Below are 22,567 nucleotides of genomic sequence, written 5' to 3' on the forward strand. Positions count from 1 at the left end.
CTGCACTTTGATATCGCAATTAGAATGCAAATTTGCATTAAATTGTCATTTGCATTCATTTATTGACATTTCGCATTAATAAATAAGATTATCGCGTTTATATATGTGATTAATATCACAAAAATGCTTTATTTAAATCAACATTTAAAATATCTTTAACCTGCTTCACATAAATCAATCAGGGTTCTGTCCATGATTGCATAATGAAAATGACAAATTAATGCAAATTTGCATTAATAAAAAATGAAATAAATCGCCAAAAGAAAATATGCTCTAAATAATTCGAGTTTCAGGAAGGCGGCAAGAGAAGGAATCCCGATGAGCTTACATAAGTAAGTGATTCGGGTGACTGAGCGCGGCCAACGCACATGCAACTTGAAGTATGACGAGCATAAAACCCGTCGCCAACGCTTGGGTATTTGCGCCATTAAATCAAACCTATGATGTGGAGATGTTTATGATACGTCCCAACACCGCGTTATTTTTTTCCGCCCTTGCACTGGGGTTATTCGGCAACAGCGCGTTAGCCGCCAAAACGCAAATAACATTTTTATATAGTGACGACGATCCCGAATTAGTGCATTTCATGGAGCAGAAAGTTAAATCCTTCTCTCAAAGTAATGAACGCATTGATGTGAATTTCGTCAGCACTGGCTATAACGCGCTGCAAACACAGTTGCCGATGCAGTTGGCTGCGGGCTTAGGCCCCGATATTGCTAAAACCACGCAAATGGGGCTGCTCGGCTATACGCTGGATTTACGTCCCTACTTGAAAGATCCCGCTGCATTTGAGAAACGCTACAGCGCCGGTATCGAAAAGATCATGCGCGTGAAAGGCGTGCATAAAGCCGATGCGCTGCCGGGCTTTGTCGCTTCCTGGACCGCCGACCTGCCGTTCGTTAACGTGACGCTGTTTGAGCAGGCGGGCGTTCCGCTACCGCAGCCGGGCTACACGATTGATGATTTGATGAAAGCCTCGAAGCTAGTCGCAGAAAAAACCGGCGTGCATATTCCCTTTACCATCGACCGCAGCGGTTTTCGCTTCTCCGGCCCTGCCTACTCCTATGGCGCACGTTACGATAAAAACGGGCTGATCAACTTCCCGGATGCGGCAGCACAGCAGTGGATTAAAGATCTGAAGCGCTGGTCGGACGAAGGCGTGTTCCCGCGTGAAATGTGGGGCGCGGCGGGCGGCGGCCAGTACAAGAGCATGGCGGACGATTTCGTGAACGGCAACATCGTGACCTACTTCTCCGGCAACTGGCTGTTGAACCAGTTCAGTAAGCAGATTGGCGACGGTTTTGACTGGAAAGTGCTGCCTGCGCCTTGCAAAGAGAAGTGTATTTCGATGGGCGGCGCGACCTTCATCATGCCGTTCACCACCACCAAACACCCGCAGGAAGTCGCCGAATTCATGGAGTGGCTGGGCAGTGAGCCGCTGCAACGTGAGATCGCCGAGCGCTTCAATATCATCGTCGGCGCAGATATTGCCGATCTGCACTACCAGACCAAAGATAAGCACGTGATCGACGGCCTGAACACCGCGCGTGAAGAGATCAAAAAGATCCCGTCTTACGTCTTTGATTGGGAACGCATGGAAAGTCTGGGCGCGAACGAACTGTACCCCATCATCCTGACGCGCTTTACCCAATATCTGAACGATCAGGTGTCGTTTGATGAGTATCTGCGCCTGACGTCCAACGATGTGAAGCGCCTCAACGAAACGATCGCGACCAATCAACAACAGCGGAAAAACACACCGTGAAAGGGCAACTGAGGGAGATCGGCATTGATGGCGATCGCCCCTTTGATCGGGCGCAGGAGAGCACGTTGTGTGAACAGCGCTGGCCGGGGCAAAGCCGCTATCTGCTGGTCACCGGCGGTTTTACCCGGCTGCTGCACTGGCATGACGGCCTCCTGACCTGTCGCGGCGGCGAGAGCTTTCCCATCGGCAACCCAGCCAGCCTGTCGCGGCTGGGGCTGTGGGCGGTGCAAGAGATGCTTCAGGCTGTTGAGGGCATCACCCCACTGACGCCACTCAGTGAAGCACTGTTCCTGCACTTCGATAAGCATATCGATCGGGTGATCGACTGGTCAAAACAGGCGCAGGCCGCAGACTACAGCACGCTAGGGCAAATTGTGTTGGCGCACCCGCAGGATGCGCTGGCGGTGCAACTGCTGGCCCGCTGCGCGGGCGAGCTGACCCTGCTGCTCACCAGTCTGCCGGACTCGCAGACTGAAACCGTCAGTCTCAGCGGCGATCTGGCGGTTGCCTGCCTTCCCTATCTGGATTCTGGAGCACGCGCATCATGACAACATGGCTCTATGCCGGTGTGGATGGCGGCGGAACAGGCTGTCGGGCACGCATTTATCAGGCGGATGGCACGCCGCTCGGACAGGGACACGGCGGTCGCGCCAACCTGCTGCTCGGCGTGGAGAACGTACGCCAGTCGGTGGACGACGCCATCGCACAGGCGTTGAAGCACAGCGGACTATCACCGGATGACGTATCCCGGCTGAAAGTCGGGCTGGCACTCGCCAGCGCAGAACACCGCGCCGCCTATGATGCCTTTCTTGCACTGCCGCATCCTTACGCCGCTCAGGTACTCAATACCGATGCGTTGGGCGCCTGCCTGGCAGTCAACCAAGGGAAAGATGCGGGCGTAGTGATTGCCGGCACGGGTTCCTGCGGGCTGGCGTGGCAGAATCAAACGATTACCGCCTACGGCGGCCATGAATTCCCGATTTCCGATCAGGGCAGCGGCGCACGGCTTGGCCTAGCGGCGCTGCAACATACCTATGATGTGCTGCAAGGCTGGTGCGCGCCGTCTGCGCTCAGTCAGCGCATCGACGATTTCTTTTCCGCCCGTGTAGCGCCCACGCAAGCCGCGAATACGCTCGACGCGCTACAGACGTTTAGCCAGCAGGCGAAACCGGGCGACTATGCGCAGTTCGCCCGCCACGTATTTGACTGCGCTCAGCAGGACGATACCGTTTCTCACGCGCTACTGGCGCAGACGGCTAGCGAAATCGGCCTGCTGTTGGCCGCCGTAGCACGCCATACGCCTCCCCGCCTGTCGCTCATGGGCAGCATCGGCTTACATATTCGTCCGTGGCTACCGGACGAGTGGCAATCCCAACTCGCCGCCCCGATGGGTGATGCACTCGACGGCGCACGATTGATAGCCTGTCATGATTATGCGCTATACCGCTAGTCCTTTGGGTTCGACCAGCAACCCCGCCTATGGAGATAGTCATGGAATCACTCACTCGCAGAACTTTCGTCAAGCTCGGTGCAGGCAGCGCCATTACGCTGGCTGGCGGCTTTTTCCACGCTAACGGCGAATCGGCAGCACCCGCCGGACCGCTGCGTATTGCCATTATTTCGGATGTCCACGTCCACAATATCTACGGCAACTACGATTTTGACGGCCTGCCTGATGCGCAGACGGGAAAGAAGCTGACCATTCGTACACTGAAAGATTCGGTGAATTCGACCCGTATCTTCAACGAACCCTACTTTGCGCTGCTGGCGGCGCTCGACGAACTGGCAAAACAGCAGGTGAAATACGTCGTGCTGTCCGGCGATTATTCTGATGATGGCCAACAGCCCACCGTTGAAGGTATTGCCGCTATCCTGACGCAGTATGAGCAGCGTCACGGTATGCGCTTCTTCGCCACGCCAGGCAACCACGATGTTAATCGCCCGCAGGGGGATGATTCCTCGGAGAGAATGCTCAATGCCGACGGCAGCAGCACCATGCTGAGCAGTAAATCCGACGTCAAACTCGGTGATGCAAAATCGTTGATTGTCACAGCCAAAATGCAGGCACTCGGCTATGAACGTGGCCTGCCGCTGATGAAGCCGTTTGGTTTCTTTAAACGCGACGATTTTCTGCACTGGGAAACGCCGTTTGGTGACAGCGATGAACTCAGTCAGCGTCAGTATCTCGCCCGTTCGCCGGACGGCAGCAAACAGTGGAACATCGTAGACGCCTCCTATCTGGTGGAGCCGGAAGCCGGACTGTGGCTGCTTTCCATTGATGCCAACGTGTATCAGGTTAAAAACGGCCCGGAAAAACGTGAGGAGATCAAAGGCTACTCCACCAGCAGCGACACGGGCTGGAATGCCTTGTTGACGGAAAAGCCGTTCATGCTGCCGTGGGTGAAATCGGTAGTGCAACGGGCGAAAGCGCAGAACAAGAAGCTGCTGGTGTTCTCGCACTATCCGCTGGTCGATTTTCTCGACGGCACGGTAGAAGATGAAAAACAGCTCTTTGGCAGCAACAGCTTCATTAAACGCACGCCGCGGCCGGAGGTCGCCGAACAGGCGCTGGCAGCCGGAATCCGTCTGCATTTCAGCGGCCACCTGCACGTTAACGACACTGGCGTGTATCGCGGTTCACAGGGGACGCTGGTAAATGTTGCCGTGCCATCGCTAGCCGCTTACCCGCCCGCGATGAAGCTGGCGACGCTACATAACGACCGGGTGGACATTGATACGCTGGTGCTGCGCAATGTGCCGCAGTTCAACCACCTGTTCCCGTTTTATCAGAAAGAGTTGGATCGCACCGGTGAACCGCTGGGTGACATCCTGAAAAGCCGCGATTATTACGACTTCCTGCACCATCATCTGGCGCTACTGGTGCGCCAGCGTTTTCTGGTGAAAGACTGGCCGGAAGATTTATCGCCCCTCATCACTACGCTGAACTGCGCCGATCTGCTGTGGATCGCACAACAACAGGAACCGCTCAGCGCCAAAACGCTGCCCGACGCCGCCGAGCGCAAACCGACTGTGGTTGCAGGCACCGAAGGGTTACAGGATATTTCGCTGCTCACCCTGGTGACAGACTGGTATTGCCTGCGCAACGGCAGCGATCTCGCCTGGCAGGATATTCCAACTGCGCGGGTGAAACAGTACCGCGCACTGCTGGCAGCCTACACGCCAACGACCACGCTACCGCAGGACAGCCTGCAATACCGCTTCGGCCTGATGCTGAAAATCCTAGCCGGTTACATCAACGATGAGCCTGCTACTCGCTTTGTGGTTGATATGCAGGGGAATTTTTTAACAGTATAAGATTTTCTCTTTCGGGGGAGGCTTCGTACGCCACGCTGAAGATAAAAACTGAGCCAACTCATATTGCTCACGGGTCTTCTCTTCACGGCGTAAAAAATTATGCTGAGGTGAACATGAACGCCGAGTGAGCGGCATGGATGCCGCGAAAGCCAGTGCCGCGTCGGGAACGCGTCACTGGCGGCTCGAAAAGCGGGCATGGGCACCGAAGGCACCGCGTTAGCGGCATAATTTCCGCCAAAAGCCGGGGTTCATAGGGGGCTGGCGTAGCCCCCTATGTCGGGCGCGTGCTACGACGTAGCATGAAGATAACAGTGTTCGACGCGCACGAAATAGTGCCCCCCTGCCTCATCAATCACACCCCTCCCCCTAATCGGCTTACATAATTTTTTACCTATTCCCTCTGTCGTCATCGCCAAAAAGTGATATGTTATAATATAACAATTTAGCTTTTTACTGATGATAATGACAAGTTTTTACTCTCTCTCCGCGTTCAAGCGCGTGTTACTGGTTTCCCTGCTGTTGGTGCTGTTGTGGCTATTGGTTGGGTGGGCGGTGATGTTGCCATGATTGCTCTACAGGAACTGGCCTTTGGCTATCGTCATCAGCCACCGCTCGCGACGCTCAGCGGATGCTTTCATCAGGGTTCGCTGACGGCGATTATCGGCGCGAACGGCAGCGGAAAATCTACGCTACTGAAAACGCTGGTGGGTCTGCTGCCGCCACTTTCCGGTTCGTTCAGCCTCGGTAACGGCAGCAACAATAACGCTATTGGCTATTTACCCCAGCTATCCGAATTTGATCGGCAGTTTCCTATCAGCGTGCGCGATCTGGTGCTCATGGGGTCGCTGCCCCATCGCGGCTTGCTGCGGAGTATTAACGCCAACTGGCACAGTAAAGCGATCGATGCGCTCGACGCTGTCTCCATGACGGACTTCGCCGATCGGCATATTGGCGTCCTGTCCGGCGGGCAGCTACAGCGTGTGCTCTTCGCGCGACTGCTGCTGACACAGGCTCCCATCATTCTGCTGGATGAGCCTTTTACCGGCGTCGATAGCCAGACCACGCAAACGCTCTTGCAGATTATCGAACAGCTTCACGCCGAAGGCAGAACCATTCTGGCCGTATTGCACGATCTGGAAGTAGTCGGGCAGCACTTCCCGACTATCTTACACCTCACCCCAGACGGCCACCGCTGGGGAGATGCCCAACCCATATTACATAGCCTGCGCAAGGCCGACAGCGATACGCCAACGCTCAGGATCGTCACGTCATGATGCTATTTCACCTGATTACTTCTCCTTTTGCCGAATTCGGTTTTATGCGTCGTGCGCTGGTCGGCTGTCTGGTCATCACGCTGAGTGCCGCACCGCTGGGCTGTTTCCTGCTGTTGCGGCGCATGAGCCTGATTGGTGATGCGCTGTCGCACGCGGTCTTACCCGGCGTCGCCATCGGCTACCTCATCTCCGGGATGTCGCTGCTGGCGATGGGGATCGGCGGTTTTATCGCCGGTCTGTCTGTCGCCATGCTCTCCGGATTCGTCACCCGCCACACGGAATTGAAAGAGGACGCCAGCTTTGCCGGATTTTACCTCGGCTCGCTGGCGCTCGGCGTCACGCTGGTGTCACTGCGCGGTTCCAGCGTCGATCTGCTGCATGTGCTGTTCGGATCGATTCTGGCGGTGGATCGCGCCGCGCTGATCGATATTGCGCTGATCGGATCGACCTCCTTGCTGGTGCTGGCGGTGATCTATCGGGCGCTGGTGATTGAATCGTTTGACGTGACCTTCCTGCGCATCAGTTCAGGGCGCTATCGGGCGTTAATCCACGGTCTGTTTCTGTCGCTGGTGGTGTTGAATCTGGTCGCAGGATTCCAACTGCTAGGCACGCTAATGACGGTCGGCATGATGATGCTGCCTGCCGCCAGCGCCCGCTTCTGGACGCAGCGCCTGCCCGTCATGCTCGGTATTGCGGTGCTGCAAGGGATGCTCGCCAGCCTGATCGGGCTGCTGTGGTCCTACTATGCAGAGCTGCCTGCCGGGCCTGCCATCATTCTGACGATTACGCTGTTTTTTTGTTTCTCGGTCTGCGTTGGTCACAACGGTGGGCTGTTACGCCTGCGTCGGTGACCGATGAATCTCGTTATCTGCAACTGTCTGTGAGGGAAAAATGAAACGTTCACTGTTAGCTATTGCTTTATCCGGCCTGCTGCTTAGCCCACTGGCGATGGCAAAGAATCTTGATGTTGTCGCCAGCTTTTCCGTACTCGGCGATATGGTCAGCCACATCGGCGGCGATCGCGTTACCGTGACCGATCTGGTGAAGCCCAATGGCGATCCCCATGAGTTTGAACCGTCTCCGAAAGACAGCAAAACGCTGGCTAAAGCCGATCTGGTTTTCGTTAACGGGCTGGGTCTGGAAGGGTGGATCGACCGGTTGGTCACCGCTTCCGGCTACCGTGGTGAGGTCATCACGGCATCAAACGGAATTGAAACACGCTCGATGGTGGAAGATGGGAAAACCGAAACCGACCCTCACGCTTGGAACAGCATGAGCAACGGCGTGGTCTACGCGCACAACATCGTCAATGCGCTGGTAAAAGCCGATCCAACCAATGCCGATTACTATCGTCAGCAGGGTGACACCTATATCAAACAGCTACAGGGACTGGATAGCTATGCGAAGAAAACGTTCGCCGACATTCCGCCAGAAAAACGTAAAGTGCTGACCAGCCATGACGCGTTCGGCTATTTCGGCCAGGCCTACGGCGTGACGTTCCTGTCGCCAGTGGGCTACTCTACTGAGTCAGAAGCCAGCAGCAAAAAAGTGGCCTCGCTGATTAAGCAAATCAAAAAAGAGAAGGTGAAAAGCTACTTCATTGAAAACCAGACCGATGGACGTCTGGTGAAGCAAATCGCGACGGCCAGCGGCGCGCAGCCCGGCGGTGAACTGTACCCGGAAGCGCTGACCGATGCATCCGGCCCCGCGTCAACTTACACGGCGGCGTTTAAGCACAACGTCGATACCCTCGCCGCCAGCATGAAGTAAGCCCCATTCCTGCCCTTGCGTTTATCAACAGAGACGCACAAGGGCAGCGATACCGGAAAACACTCCGCCGAACGCTGCCCATGGCGTCATGTCCTCTGTTAGCTCATGTTCTCTGTTAGAATAGTGCCGTGTTAATTTGTGACCAACTGAACTACCACCAGCCTTCCCCCCTCTTGGGTGGAAAGAACAAACTGGGCACCGTCCGTCAACGCCAGTTTATCTCCGATGGCAACCTTCTTTTTGTCGGGTAACGACATCAATTCCTCAATGCCTTCATTAACCAGCCACCATTGGTCATTATGAAACACGAAATAGCCAACACGCTTCTTTTGTTCTGGTGTCGTGCGCTCGTTGGGGGCAATTAACCGGTTCACGTGCCAGGCATACAAGGACTGACCATTCCATACCATCAGACGGTGGTCGTCTGGACGATAGCTTCCCGTTTTACGCGAAGAATACAGATTGAGTATCGGCAGTTTTCCTTTATACGGCGTGCCACAGTAAGGGCATGAGGGCTGCGTTTTACCTGAAAACACATACCATTTCTGTTCACAGGCTACATTCTGGCACGGCTGGATGAGATCGACCGTTTTCACCAGTGCCGTTTCCCACTCGTCGGCCGTTGGGCGCTTGGTTGGCTCATGCAAACCGGTAATAAAGGCTTTATCAAAAAGAGGCGTAAGATAAGGCCCGAGAACGGTATAGGGGATCTTATCCGTATCTGCCCACGGTAAGGATGATGGGCTAACCTGGCTGAGCTTAACCGCATTGCTGCGGTCTGTCGGGTGCTCGATAAACAAAGCCTTTTCCCCCATAGACAGGGATTCGTCCCGCATTTCATCATCCATGTCATGAATTTTACCGCCCCGTAGCGGGTGTCGGTAAAACAGATACATGTAGATTAATACTGACAGCGCGTGGCGATCGGTGCTGATGCTCGGTAAGATCCGATTGGCATCCTCTTTCGCCAGATGGGTCGTTTTCACGACTTCAGGGGCGATAAAGTCCGGCGTGCCGACAACGTCCGGCGGGTATTTCCCCGGTACCACCAAACCATCGATATCGATCACGCAGGCATGCCCAGCCTCAGGATCCACCAGCACATTCTTATAACTCAGATCGCTATGACACAAACCCGCTGCGTGCATGCGCCGTACCGCACGGGTCAACAACAGGCAGACTTTCAGATAATTGAGCAGGTTGCCGCGCTCACGCGGATCGAGGAATTTATTCTGGTTATTCGCACTGGCGAACCATTTCCCTTCTTTTTCCCGCCCCTTGATACCAAGAAAATCATCATTCTTAGAACCATACTTAAAGAAAAAGTGGCTGTGGTAGGTTGGCACCACAATCCCTATCCGCCCCTGATGCTCAACCACGCTGGTCGGCCAGCAGAACAGGTCTTGCCAGTAGTCGCCCCCCGCTTGCTCAAAAATACTTTGCCGATAGCGGCCGGTGATCATCGCGATCCGTTCTTTCGCCTGCTCATTCTGGGGCTTTTTGTAGAAAGCCACCACGTAGGTCTTATCAGGGGAAAAATAGACATCCTTCATCGAACCCGAACCGATGATTTCGTCAACGTATTGGACAAGCTCACCGTCTCGGGTAGTACAACTAATAATATTAGTCATTGATTATCACCAGCAATCCATTTCTGAGACTCACCATGCCACGACGATCGTCCGGTCATCATGGTTTCCGGGCGAGAAAAAGTTTAGCCACTCAGCCAATTGTTCTGCCGCCTGTTCGCTATCATTCAGACAGGGGGCAATATCGGCGACCAGCGCATCCCATTTTTCCGGATTTTTTAGCCCGTTATCGGTTTCAAAATACGGATCGGACACCCCATCGGTCATCAGGATCAGGTGCGAAATATCGCTCCATTTGCCGATAATGACTCGCTCGCTAAACTGGGGATCCTGTACGGCATTCTGATCCAAAAAACGGGTTTGCCCTGCATATTCACCACTATCTGGCTTGCCTAATAGACGAACTTTGCCCACCGGGCCGTAGGCGGCAATAGCCCCATCTCCCAGCCAGAATGAGGCAGCAAACAGCCCATCCGCAGTGCGCAACGATACCGTCGCGAGCAGCGTGGTGGAGTAAGATTTGACATGTTCACCGGTTTCTATCGATTCGCCGTCGAGCTTATGTACCGCAAGCTGTGCCGCCTTATGAAACTGTCTGCTGAAGAAGGTGAAAATCTCTTTCTGGCCTTCCGACGTCCACTGGGAAATCTCAGGCTTTAGCCATGCGGCCGATTCTTCCGCCATCTGCCGTGCTAAATAGCCGCCAACCTCCTCTGTGACCAGCCGCGACCCTTCACGAGAATTTTTGGCACTCCCAGCGCCATCAGCAACCAGCAGGATGCTCCAGCCGCTGTCATTATCGTGAGCGATAAAATAATCATCATCACGAAAAGTGCCAACGTGTTCGTGTGAACGCCCTCGGCGGCTAGCAGCAACGATATTAACGCCTGGTTGACGGATCAGTTGGTGCGCGACATTCGCTTTAAAATAACGATCGTCCGCTGGAGGATCGATAATTTTCCATAGGCTGCGCGGATCGGGATTCACGATCAAGAGCACCGTTGTTGTCCCTGTTAGCGCGGCTCCACATGACCAGTGGAGGGTGATTTCCCGATCGCCACTTTGGGTCGGCGTTCCCACCAGCGACGTCGTGTCTCGGTCGAAATGCAGTCCGATCGCTTCGCCAAAAATCACGTCCTGTATATCAGGCTGGATCCCGTTATCGAGGATAATTTCAATAGGCGCGTTAAATGGCGTACCGACACGCGCATTGGCGATGTTAACTTTTGCCTGTGGCGCACGCGTCGTGGGAGCCGCGTTCTGGCGCTGGTTCGACGTTGGGATCTGTCCAGGTTTTAGCATATCTGCACCACTCAGATTATTTTGCGTGGCATTCAATTCCGTAAATGGCATCGTTTCCCACTGTGCTTTTTCCACGTTCTCCTGCTCTGTCGATTCTACACCGCTGGTCGATACCGGCTCAACGCTCTCCAGCACGATGATCTCAGACGGAAGCGTATCATCCGGCCCAGATGCGGTTACCACATCGGGTAGCGTTGCGGCGCTAGTTGGCGGCGTTCCTTCAGCCTTGAGCATCACCTGTTCACGCAGTTTTTCTAACTGTAGGCATAACTCAGTATCGTCGTCCCAGACGTGATGTTCGGCTTCGGGAAGCGTTTTTCCTGCCTGTTGTAGAATAAGCGTGAATATCTGGCGATTCAGACTGACATCATGATCCATTAGCCTCTCCCACGGTTAACATCAAAATCTTCCACACCGCCATTTTCACTAAAGCTAATGTTATTATCGCACCATGGGCATATCACGGTTTCTGGCCCGTTGATACACAATAGCTTTCCACAGGAACACATCGCGAAGGCACTGGCATTACCACAATGGGGACAACCCGGCGCACCGTGTAATTCGCTTGTATTCACCTGTAGCGCAGAGGCGGAGGCATCACTCCAGGCAAAATAATCTTCATCAATAGGGAAACAGCCTGCCAAATTAAACCCGTTGATATTGAGCTTAAAATTGAGGGAAGACAGATTGACGTTGGGGCGCTCATATTTCATCAGATAGGGACGACGTGATTTATTGCAGCGGCCGACGAGGATCACACAGTTCTCATCATAAGCCCTCGCCACCTCATCCTTGGCCAGCCGAACAATAGATCCCGTCGTCGGCAACAGCGGCGGTGTCTCCTCTCCGACACTACGGCTATGTGCGGTAACAGAGGCCGTTATCCATTTAATAAAGCGGGTGAAATCCCCTTCCTGTGCATCAGTAAACAACAAGACATTTTCGGTGAGCTGGCGCAGCGTACTTAAGTCGGCAGAAGCCCCTAAGCCAATCGCAATCAGGTTAACCTTACTGGCGTAGTGTGTTTTCCAACGTGTAATCTCTGGGGTGATATCATCTGTCGGGCGACCATCGGTCAGTAAATAGACCACCGGTTTCCAATCACCTTTACGCTCTTGCGTCGTCTTTCTGACTTGCTCATCGATCTGTTTAGTCAATTCCCGCATCGCCGCCCCGAGGCTAGTGCCACCACCTAACGGCAGACGCGGTGGATAAAATGACACTACTTCCACAAGGGGGACGATGGTTTGCGCCACACCAGCAAAAGCAATGACAGAAATCCATGCGGTTTCGAGGGCGTGAGGGTCTTTTTTCAGATCGCTGACGATAGTCTGGAGGCCATCGTTCATTTTCTTCAGATTATCTCCGATCATCGACTCCGAGCAGTCGAGAACGAAGAAAATGGGTAGTCGTCTCATCACAGACACCTTTATTAAGCGAATCGCTTTTATTCAGAATAGCCTTTGCGGTAAGCGCTTCTCTGGGTTCAATATTGATAAAATAAAGGCAGAGCCCTGTTGGGAGCCCTGCCTTGGTGTCACAGAACCAGCTGTATTTCGGGAGGGGGTGGCGGCAGGTTATCCTGACCCGCATTGACACCGGAGCTAGCGCTACCTGATGCAACACTCGCCGAAACCCATTTGAAGAAACCGGCAAACGCCGTAGAGTCCAGCGTTTCTAACGCCACCACTTGGCTGGTCAATTGTTTAAGGTGTTCATGCTTGGCTTTCGGCCCAACGGCACAGGCAATGATCGAACCAAAAGCACGTTTTTTGATTTCTTTCACTGCCTCATCGTACGCATAGGCGTCAGAGGGACTGCCGTCGGTCATGAGGAACACCAGAGGCCGCCAGTCGCCTTTCTGATCGCCATCGGAACGTTTGATATCGCGATCGACTGACTGAATCAGGCACTCAAGGGCCGCACCCGTAAACGTTCCACCCGCGCTAGGCACCACAATATCGGTAAACTGGAAATCTTCCAGCGGCGTCAACGGGATAAACTCTCGCGCTTCATTATCGTATGTGATGATTGAGATATAGACACTTTCTAACGCATAAGGATCCTGACGCAACGCGCTTAGCATCGCCTGGATCCCCACATTGACCGCATGAATGGACTCACCACGCATGGAGCCTGACGTATCAATCAAGAGATAAACCGGTAGACGTCTCATTTACAGGTAGCTCTTTAAATGCGTGATAAAGGAATCTGAATCGGAAGGTTCGCCAATCGCGCTAAGTTTCCAGCCCGTCCCTTCACGTACCAGTTCAGCAAACACCATGGAGAATTTTTGGTTAAATGCAGGCCCGCCAGATAGGTCAAAACGCGCCATTTCGATATTTTTAGCATCCACGGCGCGGATAAAGGCATTCTGTACTTTGCCAAAGTGCTGTTGCAGTTCCCGACCATTGTAGATCTGGACAATAAAGACGATCTTTTCGTATCTGGCATCCAGCGTATTCAAGTTGGCAATAATCTGCTCATCATCGCCATCTCCCGCGCCGGTGCGGTTGTCGCCAGTTAACCAGATTTGCCCTGAATGATGTCGCTGGTTATTAAAAAAGATCACATCCCCGTTATCTAACGTTGGCCGACCCTCTTCGATTTTCCCCAAATCGACCACTTTCCCTTCGGCGTTACACAGGAAGGCAACCACATCGAGATCGTACTCATCTTCTGTTTTTTTGCTAAAGATTCCCCCGAGGAATCCTTTTTTCTCTTCACTGATGTCCCAGCCTAGACCGATGGTCACAGAGGAGAGATCGAATTCATTCTTCTTGAGGCTAACACTTTGTCCTTTACGCAAACTGACTGACATACAGTCTCCTTGTTTTTTCTGTTAGAGCACTATATTCACTTAGAGCACGACATTCACTTCTGGCGGCGGCGGCGGAAGATCGTCAAGACCGATAACTTCTTTTTTACCAGATTCTACTTTTTGACTTCCAACCGAGATGCTCGCCGATACCCACTTGAAAAAAGCCTTAATGGAATTCGAATCCGCGGTATCAAGTCGTAGGACTATCTCAGTAATTTCCTGTAGTACTTTCGTTTCTGCTACCTGCCCAGCAGCACAAGCAACCACAACGCCAGTACGTGCCGATTTAAAATCAGCAACACCTTTACGCCAGTCATCCGTCGGTGCGCCGTCCGTCATGATGAAGACCAGCGGACGCCAATCTCCTTTAGTTTCCGCCGTGGTTTTCCTAACCTCACTCCCAATAGCCTGTGCTACCAGTGATAACGCCTCACCCAGCGCAGTCGTGCCACTGGCAACCAGATCGGGGGATTTGAAATTAAGCAGATCGGTTAGCGGTACCGCTTGGCGGGCAGAGGTATCAAAGGTAATGACGGAAACATAGGCCGTTTCCAGCGCATAAGGGTCTTGGCGTAGCGTCGTGAGGAGTGTCTGTACCCCGTTCTTCACGGCTTCAATTGGCTCACCATGCATTGAGCCTGAGGTATCGAGTAACAAATAGACCGGTAGTCTTCGCATATCATCAATCCATTAATTTTATGAATAATACGATTGAGACATCATAATCAATCTGGTCGTTATCTCAACAAAAAACACGCATCGTCAACCGGTTAACTTGAGGGAAGAGAATGAGATACAGAGAAAGGCACGGGCGAGAGAGGCCAGCATAATGTGAGTTATTTTTTTGACGGCGAGGAAGCGCGAATCAACTCATTCGCACATTTATCGATCAGCATTTCCACTGCTTCGCTACGCGTCACCTCTTTCAGGCTTGCAAGCGTGTCGATCTTACGCAAGATAGACATCCTTAATGACAGAGAAACCGCTTTCTTTTTTTCTTTATCCAGAAAAACCCGACTCACCGTTTCTTCTTTAAACGCGGCGTTAGATGACAGCGCTTCCGCCATACGACGTAACGTTTTTTTATCGAGCTGGCCGGGCTGAACCATATGATAAGCGTGTAGTGCTTTGCTGTATTTTATCTCAGCGGAATACGTGTTTCTCAGCTCCTTCAGTACACGGGTCAACGTAGGTTCCGAGCAATCAAGCGCGGCGATGATCTGTGCGGCGGCAACGGGCTTCCCCGTTCCCAGGATATTGGCGAGCTGGAAAACACGTACCTGACGGGTGCTTAGTTGCATAGAGAATCACACCCTGCATGCCAGAATAATGATCGTATGGGCTGAAAAATAAGCGTGTTCACTGGCATTTTTCTAGATGACTCTCTCATGCTAACTACTGTTAATTAACGAACTATCATACCGCAGCCCTTAACGCTGGGTAATCATAGCGCCACCATCGTTTCTGAGCATGGGCAGACAATAAGGATGGCAGCGGCTAAGCACGCCCTCTGCATCCCTATGCAAAACTTTAATATTTCTCACTCTAACAGACAAATTTTCAACGAGAGATAAACCAGAGAAAATACCGGATGTTCCCCCAAGCAGAACGGAATATCGCAACGCTCTACCCTCTATCAACATCGCCTCAATGGTTATGCGTTGCTGCAATAAAGCGCGGCCCCTGATTCTGCTCTGACGCGATGCCATAGACCTGAGCACGTTCCAGAATCTCCGATGCCCAGCGCCGATGCGTGGCAGGCTCGCACATCGATCCCTGAGATTTAAACACCGCCTGGCTAGAGTTCAGGATACGCAACGCATCCGCATAGTCGGTGGCCGATACCATCAACGCGTGCTCAATGAGCGTAATTTGCTTGGGATGAATAGCCGTTTTCCCTACCAACCCATGTGCCATGTCCAACGCGAGTTCGCGGGACATGATCTCGTGATCGTCAATATGTTCACAGACCGGTGCGGTCAAAGCGAAATTTCGGGCCGCAAATATCGAGACCAGCATTTTGATCACATACCCCATAGGCCCATCATATAAAGTCAGGTGGCGCGAGCGCCGCAGTGAGATCACATTCATCAGATCGTTTCCCCCAATGCGCAGGGCGATAATTCGCTCATGGCAAGGGTGAGACTGGAGTTGAGTGGCTAATTCACGCATCTGCACCACGTCAAAAACATCTTCTGTTTCCAGCGTGGGCATCATGCAAAGCTCGCTATTACGCACAGCTTCCCACCACAGAGGCAAGGAAGACAGGGTAAATTTGGGTAGCACCAGCCCATCTAGCGGACTCAAATCCATTTCATCCACAAGCCACTGCCCCATTTCGCTGTCGCGCGGACGAACGAAAACCAGCGGCCAGTCAGCTTTTCCATCGGCGTCTCTCGCTTGTGCCAATCTCGTCAGCAGTTCACGGAGCCGTGATAGTGCCAGAGGCACATCGCTTTCAGCGACCGCATCTTCAAGGCAAATAACCAGAGAACGCAGCCCGCTAATCTTATCGTTCAGGATAACATCAGCAATATCGGTACGCGTGGCAGGCATATAAAGCGTCGCACCGAGATTCCAGGGAGAAAGCCTTTTGTTCATCAGAGCACCTTTTTGATGATCGTAGCCGCACGGTACTGACCAATTTCATCACCGACTTCAGTAATGGTAATCCCCTTTTCCTGGGCAAGATAAACCAACAGAGCGACATCGGGATCGTCCAGCTTTCGCACCAAAACATGGTCCGGTACACGGCGCAACACGGCACGAGTTGCTTCAGCGATTCCCGGTTTTATTCTATTGATACTGTTGATGTCATAGCGTTCAGCCAACGTGCGAATCACCCTTTCGCTCTGTTGTTGAAGATAACGCTGTCGTTCAGGCAGTGACTCACAACATGATGGAACCACAGAAGAGGACGAGCCATGCAGCGCCTCAATGGTATCCACCAGCATTTGGCTGCACTCATAGCGCTTAAGGTGATCGCATATCACACAGCCGTGCAGCCCGTTATCGGCCCATAAAGACCGGGATATCAACCCAGAAACAGGTGCGCCCATAATCCCGAACGGAATCAGCCAATCATCATTGCTCGCCGCCAGCCAGGCACAACCGCAGGGATCTGCCAGTACGACCAAGCGCGGCTGAGCGGGATATCCCGCTCTCCCCTTTAAGGATCGGATCAATTCACCCGTGATAGCGCCTTTACCCGTCCAGCCATCAACAAACACAATGCCCTCGCTGCCGTGGCGGGTTTCAATCCATTCCAGCGCGGTGTTATCAATGCCCCGATCGCGGATAATGCTAATGCCATAGTGGTAGGACGTTTTCCCCATAGCACGCAAAGCCCGGTGCAGCATCACGCCCAGAGGAACACCTGCACGCACTAAACTGGTCAACACTATCGGCGTATCACCAAAACGCTCTGCCAGCGTCTGCGCGAGCATCTGTACCTCTCGAGCTAAACGAGCCCCCCCTTGTTCGAGGGCGCGGGAGAACAGTTCAAGGTGCCACACCGTCGGTTCCGGTTCCTGACTCAGCATATCTGAATAGTGCTTAGCGCCCGATTGAATCAGCCGTTCCTTCTCTTCCACAGAAGTCACTTCAATCTCTACGGGCTGAAGCAAAAAGTGGATGTCATCTGGTAAATAGGAACCCGAGAAGGGCGTGATATCGTCATGCATTTTTGGGGTCTCCGAAAACGCGGCGGGCGATCGCCTCCGCAAACTGGCCTTGTCGGGGCAACCCGTACCAGGTGCAGAGTTTCATAAAACGGTGATCGCTGAGGCTATCTCCCAAGCCAATAACGGGAAAGGTTCCCCGTTCCGCGCGCAATTTATTGAGTAAATAAGTCACTGCCAGCCCTTTTTCTACCGGATTAGGTAACCAGGCAATGTTGTTACTGTTGCGGTGCACGTAAAAACCCTGAGTCGGATAGCACTGCTCTATTTCATCGGCGATAGCGTAAAGCTCCTCAAGTCTGGTGCTATCTCGGTGCTTCATCACCAGATAAATCGGGGTATCGCCATATTCGTAATTAATGCGTGCCCAGCCGTTAATTCCACGCGCGGCCATCAGTTCGGTGATGCCCTGCTGCATCGCGTGAAGTTGCTCCGCATAGGGTGCCAGATCGCTCAATATCTGCGCTTTCCAGTCACTTTCTGGTTCACCCTGCGGGGTGAGGATCACCGCACCATGTGTGGTGACCGCCCAAGAGCGGAAAGGGATGGTCACACGGGCGATTTCCTCCGTGCCACGCGCCGTCACCGGAATCAGTTCAGCGTGTTCCAGCATCCAGTCCACCAGCATCGCCTGCTCTTCAGTCATAAAACTGCGCGGCGTCAGGCTGGGATCCAGCGCTCCCGTGCGGTACGGCTCCAGATCCAGCTCATCAACCATCTTACGCCGCGTCTGAAACAGGGTATCGTCAAGGTCAGAAAAAATAACGGGCTTAGTCATAGCTGATAATCTCCACCTGGGGCGCAACCGTCGCCAGCGCATCGAGTAATTGGGAATCAACACTCTCTGGCGGCGTTTCCACGCAGAGCAAAATGCGATCAAAACGTTGATGCAGCACGTTGTAGACAAAATTCGCAATGCCTAGCCCGTAATTATCATTGAACGTTATCGCTGACTGAATAGCGAATCCGTTTGCGATAGGCGATCGCGTAGTTGAACCGAACTTAACCTCGGCCCCCTGCGTGTGCAAATGTTCTGCCAGTAAGAAAGGCTCCCAAACAAACTCACTACTGCCCAACACCAATATTTTTTCACCCTGCGACACGCATAAATCTCGTCCTAAATCCCCCGCAGGTGCAACCATTCCCAAACGTCCCCAGCTCTGTTTGCCAGTGATCGCAACATTACCACGTGCCGTAACGTTAACCGTCGGCATCACAGGCAGTGGTGCATCTGGCTCCGGCACCCACTGCCAGTCGCCCTGAACCAGAGAGATCGACTGAATCGGTAAAGGGCAGCGCTGTGCGAGAGCACTACCGCTCCAATCAGTCAGCGTGACGGCAAACACCTGTTGCAAATGCTTGAATAACGTCGTTTCACGCAGTGCAGCGAGTAAATTAATGAATGTATTGCCAGTGGTCGCTTCATCATCGATCAGGATCAGAGAACGCGAATCAAGTACGCGACGACGCAGTTGTTCATCGTCGGGAAGATAGATCAGGTGATCGGTAGCGTGGCTATGCGCTTCCTTAAACTCACACAGCAGTTCGCCATCTTGCGGATGACGAGTGGAAGTCAAATAAACGGCGTCACTGACCCGTTGCCTCACCTCATCAAAAACCCCTGCACCCAAACCCACCGCAGTTTCAGCCATGCCAATAAACAGCACGGGACCCGCGATAGAAGCGGGGAGCTGTTCTGCAAGCTGGCGATAAACACCGCGCATAACCGTTGGAGACACAGGAATATGTCGCCCCAGAACCTTACTAACAAACAAAAAGGCACGCTTGGGATTACGGCGTTCAGCGATATCAAACAATGTATCCAGCGCCGCTGCGCCGCCCGTTGGCGTCACATTCAGTGTGCCACAAGAAAGGCTGCGGGTATAAACGGTCTGTGGTGAAACCTGTGACATGGCGACTTACCCTTCTTGAAGTCGATTAGACAACGTGGTCTGGTAACGGACAACATCGGTTATAGCGCGTACTGTCGCGGGCGAAAAAGCGTCAGCCGCCAGCTCAACCACCTGTTGTGTACTCAGTAATCCCAGTTGGCGCAGGGCAAATAGGCCGGGCAGGTTTACGCCACTAAAACGGGTATAACCGATGCCACCAGAAGGGCGCATATTGATCTCAAGCAGTTGGGGTATCCCATCGCTATTGTTGCGGGTTTGCACATTGACTAAACCATCTGCCTGCATTGCCTCAGCGCAGGCAATGGCGAGCTGATAAGCCTCACCACTGTTCTCCAGATATTGCAGCGCACCGACCTTACGCCGCGCAACCGCCGCCAACACGGTGCCGTTTTCTACCAGCATATCGACAGAATATTCCGGCCCCGGCAGGTACGGCATGAGTACCAGCGGCGCAAAATTCCCCGCCTCTTCCTGTGCTTGCAAATAGTATTTCGGTGCAACCAGACGTCTGTCTGGATCGGTAAATATCGACATCGGTGAGGCGTTATCATCAAAACGCCAAAAACCCATGCCATAAATTCCCGTTACAGGTTTCACGCACAGCGGTGCACCAGAAAAAGGTGCCGCAGCGATCTGCTGCCTGAGTTCATCAACAGAGGACACGCGAATTGACGGCACGACAGCCAGCCCCAGTTTCTCCATTTCATCGGCAAAAGAGACTTTGTCATCCGCTATCAGTAACGATTTGGCATCGACAGTGCCAGTAGTGAGTTTTACACCAAGGGATTCAATTTCACGTCGATGGTTTTCGCACCAGCGGCCATGTCGGCCAGCATGGATGACATGAATTCCCTGCGTCTTGAGGATGGTGAGAATAAACGAGAGTCGAGCAGCCTCGTCTTTAGGCTCCAGGATCGCATGATCGGCCAGAGACAAAATTTCATTACGTTCATTACGATGAGAGGCAAAAATGGTCACATCTGCACGGCGCGTTTCGGCAAAAGACTTGATCGCCAAAATCATATCGCGCTGGGAAGACAAACCTTCCATCAGCCAAATTTTATGTGTCATTGGTATGTATTTCCATACGGTGTTGACTGATTACTTTAAGCGTACTGAGTCTATTTATGCCATCTCTATATGTCAATCATATTATGATTTACATCAAGTAAATAAAAAACCTTAATGAAACATCTTAAAATAGCAATACGCCATCGATGATTTATGCATATTTGTTAATATTCATATTAAAATCATTAGCATGATACATTTAAAACAATAAAAGGTAAAAAGTTTCTTGCTCACAAACTACATCATGATATGATTTTCTTCATCAATGGATTTTGGTGTAAAAAGCGTTGTTCTTTTCAATACCTTTATAAGGAATATGGCTATGGTTTCGTTAAGTAAAAACCAGACAATTTCTCTCAGTAAACAGTCTTCTGCAATCAGCAATCTTCATTTTGGTTTAGGCTGGGATCCACTCAAAAAGAAGGGCCTTTTAGGGGGATTATTTGGCGGCAATGCGTCAATTGATCTCGATGCTGGTTGCGTGCTGCTCGACAAAGCGGGTAATGAAATCGATACCGTATGGTTTCGTAAATTGAAATCCTCCTGTGGGTCGGTAGTGCATAGCGGTGATAACCTGACCGGCGAAGGAGACGGCGATGACGAAGTGATCCGCGTTGATCTGAACCGGTTACCTCAAAACGTCGAATATTTGGCGTTCACCGTGAACAGCTTCCGTGGCCAAACATTTAATGAAGTTGAAAATGCATTCTGCCGCGTTGTTGATCAGGCCAATAAAGAACAGGCTCGCTATCAGTTGACCGAACAAGGTTCTCATACTGGTATCGTTATCTCCTCGCTGCGTCGCAATAACGGCCAATGGGATTTCACGGCTCATGGGCAGGCCTGTCGTGGTCGCACCATTAGTGATATGCACGCCGATATTGTTACTACGGTGGTGCGCTAATGAATTTGATCCCAGGAGGCAATGCCCCCGTCCCCAATAAAACGTTGCAGGTTCGTATACTTTCCGGCTCAGCAGTAGACGCCAGTGCTTTCCGTCTGTTCTCAACCGGTAAGGTACAGGGCGATGCTGATATGGTTTTTTACGGTCAGCCACGTAACGATGACGGCAGTATCAGTCTGAGTAACGAAGGGAATAACACCGTTTTCACTATCGATGTTACCCGACTAAAACCAGACGTACAAAAAGTCGCCTTCACCGTTGCCTGTGAAGGCAGCCAGACCGTCACAAATTTACAGCGACTCAACATTCAAGTTGAGGCTGATAATGAGGTTCTGGTTAACGGCAACGTCGAATTGGCAGGACGCCAGGAAGCGGCCTTGATCCTGGGAGAGCTTTACCGTCGTAACAACGACTGGAAATTCCGCTTTATCGCTCAGGGATTTAACGGCGGGCTACAGCCTCTCGCCGAGCACTTTGGTATTGAGGTGTCGGCAAGCCCAGCGCCTACCGCAGCGCCTGCGCCCACGCCAGCACCGACTCCCGCACCAACCCGCATCAACCTGAGCAAGGTATCACTCACCAAAGAAAAACCGGCCATTAGCCTGGAGAAGCGAGACAACTTCGGCGAGATCCGCATCAACCTCAACTGGCATCGTGAAAGTAAAGCTTCTGGGCTACGAGGTATGTTTGGTGGCAGTAAGGGCGTCGATCTCGACCTCGGTGCTTTTGTCGAAATGCAAGATGGTCACAAAACCGTGATTCAGGCTCTGGGAGGCCGCTTTGGTGACTACCAGAACGAGCCGTTTGTCCTGCTCAAAGGGGATGACCGTACTGGTGATGTGTCAGATGGCGAATGGCTGCATATCAACGGTCGTGAATGGAAGAACCTGCGTCAGATTCTGATTTACGCCTTTATCTACGAAGGTGTGCCTAGCTGGGATAAAACCGATGGCGTAGTCACGCTACACATCCCCGATCAACCGCCTATCGAAACCCGCATGACGGAAGGACAAGATAATCGCAGCATGTGTGCTGTCGCACGTCTTGTCAATGAAGGGGGAAGCATCAAGGTAGAACGTATCAACCAATTCTTCCGTGACCACGGCGAGATGGATAACGCACATGGTTGGGGGTTCCGCTGGAAAGCGGGCTCAAAATAGTTT

General features: G+C 52.5%; 21 protein-coding genes. 9 read left to right on the forward strand and 12 right to left on the reverse strand.

Annotated features, from left to right (window positions below):
- The first annotated feature begins 457 nt into the window (after positions 1 to 457).
- The 7 genes from EIP93_RS18555 to EIP93_RS18585 all read left to right on the forward strand — a co-directional run bounded on the left by EIP93_RS18555 (position 458) and on the right by EIP93_RS18585 (position 8,124).
- Positions 458 to 1,765: an ABC transporter substrate-binding protein gene (locus EIP93_RS18555; RefSeq protein ID WP_119158191.1), complete on the forward strand. Its 1,308-nt coding sequence runs from the start codon at positions 458 to 460 to the stop codon at positions 1,763 to 1,765.
- A complete protein-coding gene (locus EIP93_RS18560; RefSeq protein WP_125233104.1) occupies positions 1,762 to 2,313 on the forward strand; it encodes a glucosamine kinase in 552 nt (183 codons plus the stop codon). Before EIP93_RS18555 ends, EIP93_RS18560 begins: the two co-directional genes overlap by 4 nt.
- Complete coding sequence (locus tag EIP93_RS18565) at positions 2,310 to 3,215, forward strand: glucosamine kinase nucleotide-binding domain-containing protein (RefSeq protein ID WP_125233105.1); 906 nt, start codon at positions 2,310 to 2,312, stop codon at positions 3,213 to 3,215. The genes EIP93_RS18560 and EIP93_RS18565 overlap by 4 nt, the downstream gene beginning before the upstream one ends.
- Positions 3,216 to 3,256: 41 nt before the next feature.
- On the forward strand, positions 3,257 to 5,080 hold the full coding sequence (locus EIP93_RS18570) for a metallophosphoesterase family protein (RefSeq protein ID WP_125233106.1): 1,824 nt from the start codon (positions 3,257 to 3,259) through the stop codon (positions 5,078 to 5,080).
- 563 nt (positions 5,081 to 5,643) lie between these two features.
- Positions 5,644 to 6,354 (forward strand): metal ABC transporter ATP-binding protein, encoded by a 711-nt coding sequence (locus EIP93_RS18575; RefSeq protein WP_103861816.1) that lies wholly within the window; start codon positions 5,644 to 5,646, stop codon positions 6,352 to 6,354.
- Entirely contained in the window at positions 6,351 to 7,205 is an 855-nt protein-coding gene (locus EIP93_RS18580) for a metal ABC transporter permease (RefSeq protein ID WP_010300359.1), read from the forward strand. The genes EIP93_RS18575 and EIP93_RS18580 overlap by 4 nt, the downstream gene beginning before the upstream one ends.
- A 40-nt stretch (positions 7,206 to 7,245) precedes the next feature.
- Positions 7,246 to 8,124 (forward strand): metal ABC transporter substrate-binding protein, encoded by an 879-nt coding sequence (locus tag EIP93_RS18585; RefSeq protein WP_103971040.1) that lies wholly within the window; start codon positions 7,246 to 7,248, stop codon positions 8,122 to 8,124.
- Positions 8,125 to 8,255: 131 nt separating this feature from the next.
- Here EIP93_RS18585 and EIP93_RS18590 read toward each other — a convergent pair whose 3' ends face one another.
- From EIP93_RS18590 to EIP93_RS18645, 12 genes are all read right to left on the reverse strand, one after another.
- A complete protein-coding gene (locus EIP93_RS18590) occupies positions 8,256 to 9,755 on the reverse strand; it encodes a helix-hairpin-helix domain-containing protein (RefSeq protein WP_103861818.1) in 1,500 nt (499 codons plus the stop codon).
- 30 nt (positions 9,756 to 9,785) lie between these two features.
- Complete coding sequence (locus EIP93_RS18595; protein ID WP_125233107.1) at positions 9,786 to 11,393, reverse strand: PP2C family serine/threonine-protein phosphatase; 1,608 nt, start codon at positions 11,391 to 11,393, stop codon at positions 9,786 to 9,788.
- The gene (locus tag EIP93_RS18600; RefSeq protein WP_103861820.1) at positions 11,393 to 12,433 is read right to left on the reverse strand and encodes a TerY-C metal binding domain-containing protein; all 1,041 of its coding nucleotides are present in this window, start codon (positions 12,431 to 12,433) and stop codon (positions 11,393 to 11,395) included. The genes EIP93_RS18595 and EIP93_RS18600 overlap by 1 nt, the downstream gene beginning before the upstream one ends.
- A 119-nt stretch (positions 12,434 to 12,552) precedes the next feature.
- The gene (locus EIP93_RS18605) at positions 12,553 to 13,191 is read right to left on the reverse strand and encodes a vWA domain-containing protein (RefSeq protein ID WP_095700553.1); all 639 of its coding nucleotides are present in this window, start codon (positions 13,189 to 13,191) and stop codon (positions 12,553 to 12,555) included.
- Positions 13,192 to 13,836, reverse strand: coding sequence for a TerD family protein (locus EIP93_RS18610; protein ID WP_103861821.1), 645 nt, complete (start codon positions 13,834 to 13,836; stop codon positions 13,192 to 13,194).
- Between the two features lie 39 nt (positions 13,837 to 13,875).
- Positions 13,876 to 14,514 carry a vWA domain-containing protein gene (locus EIP93_RS18615; protein ID WP_103861822.1) on the reverse strand — a complete coding sequence of 213 codons (639 nt, stop codon included), beginning with the start codon at positions 14,512 to 14,514 and terminating at the stop codon, positions 13,876 to 13,878.
- Between the two features lie 158 nt (positions 14,515 to 14,672).
- Complete coding sequence (locus tag EIP93_RS18620) at positions 14,673 to 15,137, reverse strand: tellurium resistance protein TerW (protein WP_103942296.1); 465 nt, start codon at positions 15,135 to 15,137, stop codon at positions 14,673 to 14,675.
- A 346-nt stretch (positions 15,138 to 15,483) separates the two neighbouring features.
- Positions 15,484 to 16,437 (reverse strand): HpcH/HpaI aldolase/citrate lyase family protein, encoded by a 954-nt coding sequence (locus EIP93_RS18625; protein WP_103942294.1) that lies wholly within the window; start codon positions 16,435 to 16,437, stop codon positions 15,484 to 15,486.
- Entirely contained in the window at positions 16,437 to 17,519 is a 1,083-nt protein-coding gene (locus EIP93_RS18630; RefSeq protein ID WP_103942292.1) for a cysteine protease StiP family protein, read from the reverse strand. Before EIP93_RS18630 ends, EIP93_RS18625 begins: the two co-directional genes overlap by 1 nt.
- Complete coding sequence (locus EIP93_RS18635) at positions 17,512 to 18,294, reverse strand: HAD family hydrolase (protein WP_103942290.1); 783 nt, start codon at positions 18,292 to 18,294, stop codon at positions 17,512 to 17,514. The genes EIP93_RS18630 and EIP93_RS18635 overlap by 8 nt, the downstream gene beginning before the upstream one ends.
- Positions 18,287 to 19,429, reverse strand: a complete 1,143-nt coding sequence (locus tag EIP93_RS18640) for a phosphoribosyltransferase domain-containing protein (RefSeq protein WP_105879787.1) — start codon at positions 19,427 to 19,429, stop codon at positions 18,287 to 18,289. The genes EIP93_RS18635 and EIP93_RS18640 overlap by 8 nt, the downstream gene beginning before the upstream one ends.
- Positions 19,430 to 19,435: 6 nt before the next feature.
- On the reverse strand, positions 19,436 to 20,500 hold the full coding sequence (locus EIP93_RS18645; protein ID WP_103861828.1) for an ATP-grasp domain-containing protein: 1,065 nt from the start codon (positions 20,498 to 20,500) through the stop codon (positions 19,436 to 19,438).
- Positions 20,501 to 20,822: 322 nt separating this feature from the next.
- On the opposite strand from EIP93_RS18645, the gene EIP93_RS18650 reads away from it, so the two are divergent.
- The gene (locus EIP93_RS18650; protein ID WP_103861829.1) at positions 20,823 to 21,404 is read left to right on the forward strand and encodes a TerD family protein; all 582 of its coding nucleotides are present in this window, start codon (positions 20,823 to 20,825) and stop codon (positions 21,402 to 21,404) included.
- Complete coding sequence (locus EIP93_RS18655) at positions 21,404 to 22,564, forward strand: TerD family protein (protein ID WP_103861830.1); 1,161 nt, start codon at positions 21,404 to 21,406, stop codon at positions 22,562 to 22,564. Before EIP93_RS18650 ends, EIP93_RS18655 begins: the two co-directional genes overlap by 1 nt.
- Positions 22,565 to 22,567: the final 3 nt, after the last annotated feature.

The organism is Pectobacterium versatile (genome assembly GCF_003932035.1).
Lineage (GTDB): Bacteria > Pseudomonadota > Gammaproteobacteria > Enterobacterales > Enterobacteriaceae > Pectobacterium > Pectobacterium versatile.

Excerpts from the sequence above, each read along its gene's own strand:
- EIP93_RS18625 (WP_103942294.1), bottom strand. The coding sequence starts at position 16,437 with ATGAACAAAAGGCTTTCTCCCTGGAATCTCGGTGCGACGCTTTATATG.
- EIP93_RS18565 (WP_125233105.1), top strand. The coding sequence starts at position 2,310 with ATGACAACATGGCTCTATGCCGGTGTGGATGGCGGCGGAACAGGCTGT.
- EIP93_RS18595 (WP_125233107.1), bottom strand. The coding sequence starts at position 11,393 with ATGGATCATGATGTCAGTCTGAATCGCCAGATATTCACGCTTATTCTA.
- EIP93_RS18585 (WP_103971040.1), top strand. The coding sequence starts at position 7,246 with ATGAAACGTTCACTGTTAGCTATTGCTTTATCCGGCCTGCTGCTTAGC.
- EIP93_RS18580 (WP_010300359.1), top strand. The coding sequence starts at position 6,351 with ATGATGCTATTTCACCTGATTACTTCTCCTTTTGCCGAATTCGGTTTT.
- EIP93_RS18630 (WP_103942292.1), bottom strand. The coding sequence starts at position 17,519 with ATGCATGACGATATCACGCCCTTCTCGGGTTCCTATTTACCAGATGAC.
- EIP93_RS18600 (WP_103861820.1), bottom strand. The coding sequence starts at position 12,433 with ATGAGACGACTACCCATTTTCTTCGTTCTCGACTGCTCGGAGTCGATG.
- EIP93_RS18570 (WP_125233106.1), top strand. The coding sequence starts at position 3,257 with ATGGAATCACTCACTCGCAGAACTTTCGTCAAGCTCGGTGCAGGCAGC.
- EIP93_RS18555 (WP_119158191.1), top strand. The coding sequence starts at position 458 with ATGATACGTCCCAACACCGCGTTATTTTTTTCCGCCCTTGCACTGGGG.
- EIP93_RS18640 (WP_105879787.1), bottom strand. The coding sequence starts at position 19,429 with ATGTCACAGGTTTCACCACAGACCGTTTATACCCGCAGCCTTTCTTGT.
- EIP93_RS18575 (WP_103861816.1), top strand. The coding sequence starts at position 5,644 with ATGATTGCTCTACAGGAACTGGCCTTTGGCTATCGTCATCAGCCACCG.
- EIP93_RS18590 (WP_103861818.1), bottom strand. The coding sequence starts at position 9,755 with ATGACTAATATTATTAGTTGTACTACCCGAGACGGTGAGCTTGTCCAA.
- EIP93_RS18650 (WP_103861829.1), top strand. The coding sequence starts at position 20,823 with ATGGTTTCGTTAAGTAAAAACCAGACAATTTCTCTCAGTAAACAGTCT.
- EIP93_RS18655 (WP_103861830.1), top strand. The coding sequence starts at position 21,404 with ATGAATTTGATCCCAGGAGGCAATGCCCCCGTCCCCAATAAAACGTTG.
- EIP93_RS18635 (WP_103942290.1), bottom strand. The coding sequence starts at position 18,294 with ATGACTAAGCCCGTTATTTTTTCTGACCTTGACGATACCCTGTTTCAG.
- EIP93_RS18615 (WP_103861822.1), bottom strand. The coding sequence starts at position 14,514 with ATGCGAAGACTACCGGTCTATTTGTTACTCGATACCTCAGGCTCAATG.
- EIP93_RS18645 (WP_103861828.1), bottom strand. The coding sequence starts at position 20,500 with ATGACACATAAAATTTGGCTGATGGAAGGTTTGTCTTCCCAGCGCGAT.
- EIP93_RS18605 (WP_095700553.1), bottom strand. The coding sequence starts at position 13,191 with ATGAGACGTCTACCGGTTTATCTCTTGATTGATACGTCAGGCTCCATG.
- EIP93_RS18620 (WP_103942296.1), bottom strand. The coding sequence starts at position 15,137 with ATGCAACTAAGCACCCGTCAGGTACGTGTTTTCCAGCTCGCCAATATC.
- EIP93_RS18610 (WP_103861821.1), bottom strand. The coding sequence starts at position 13,836 with ATGTCAGTCAGTTTGCGTAAAGGACAAAGTGTTAGCCTCAAGAAGAAT.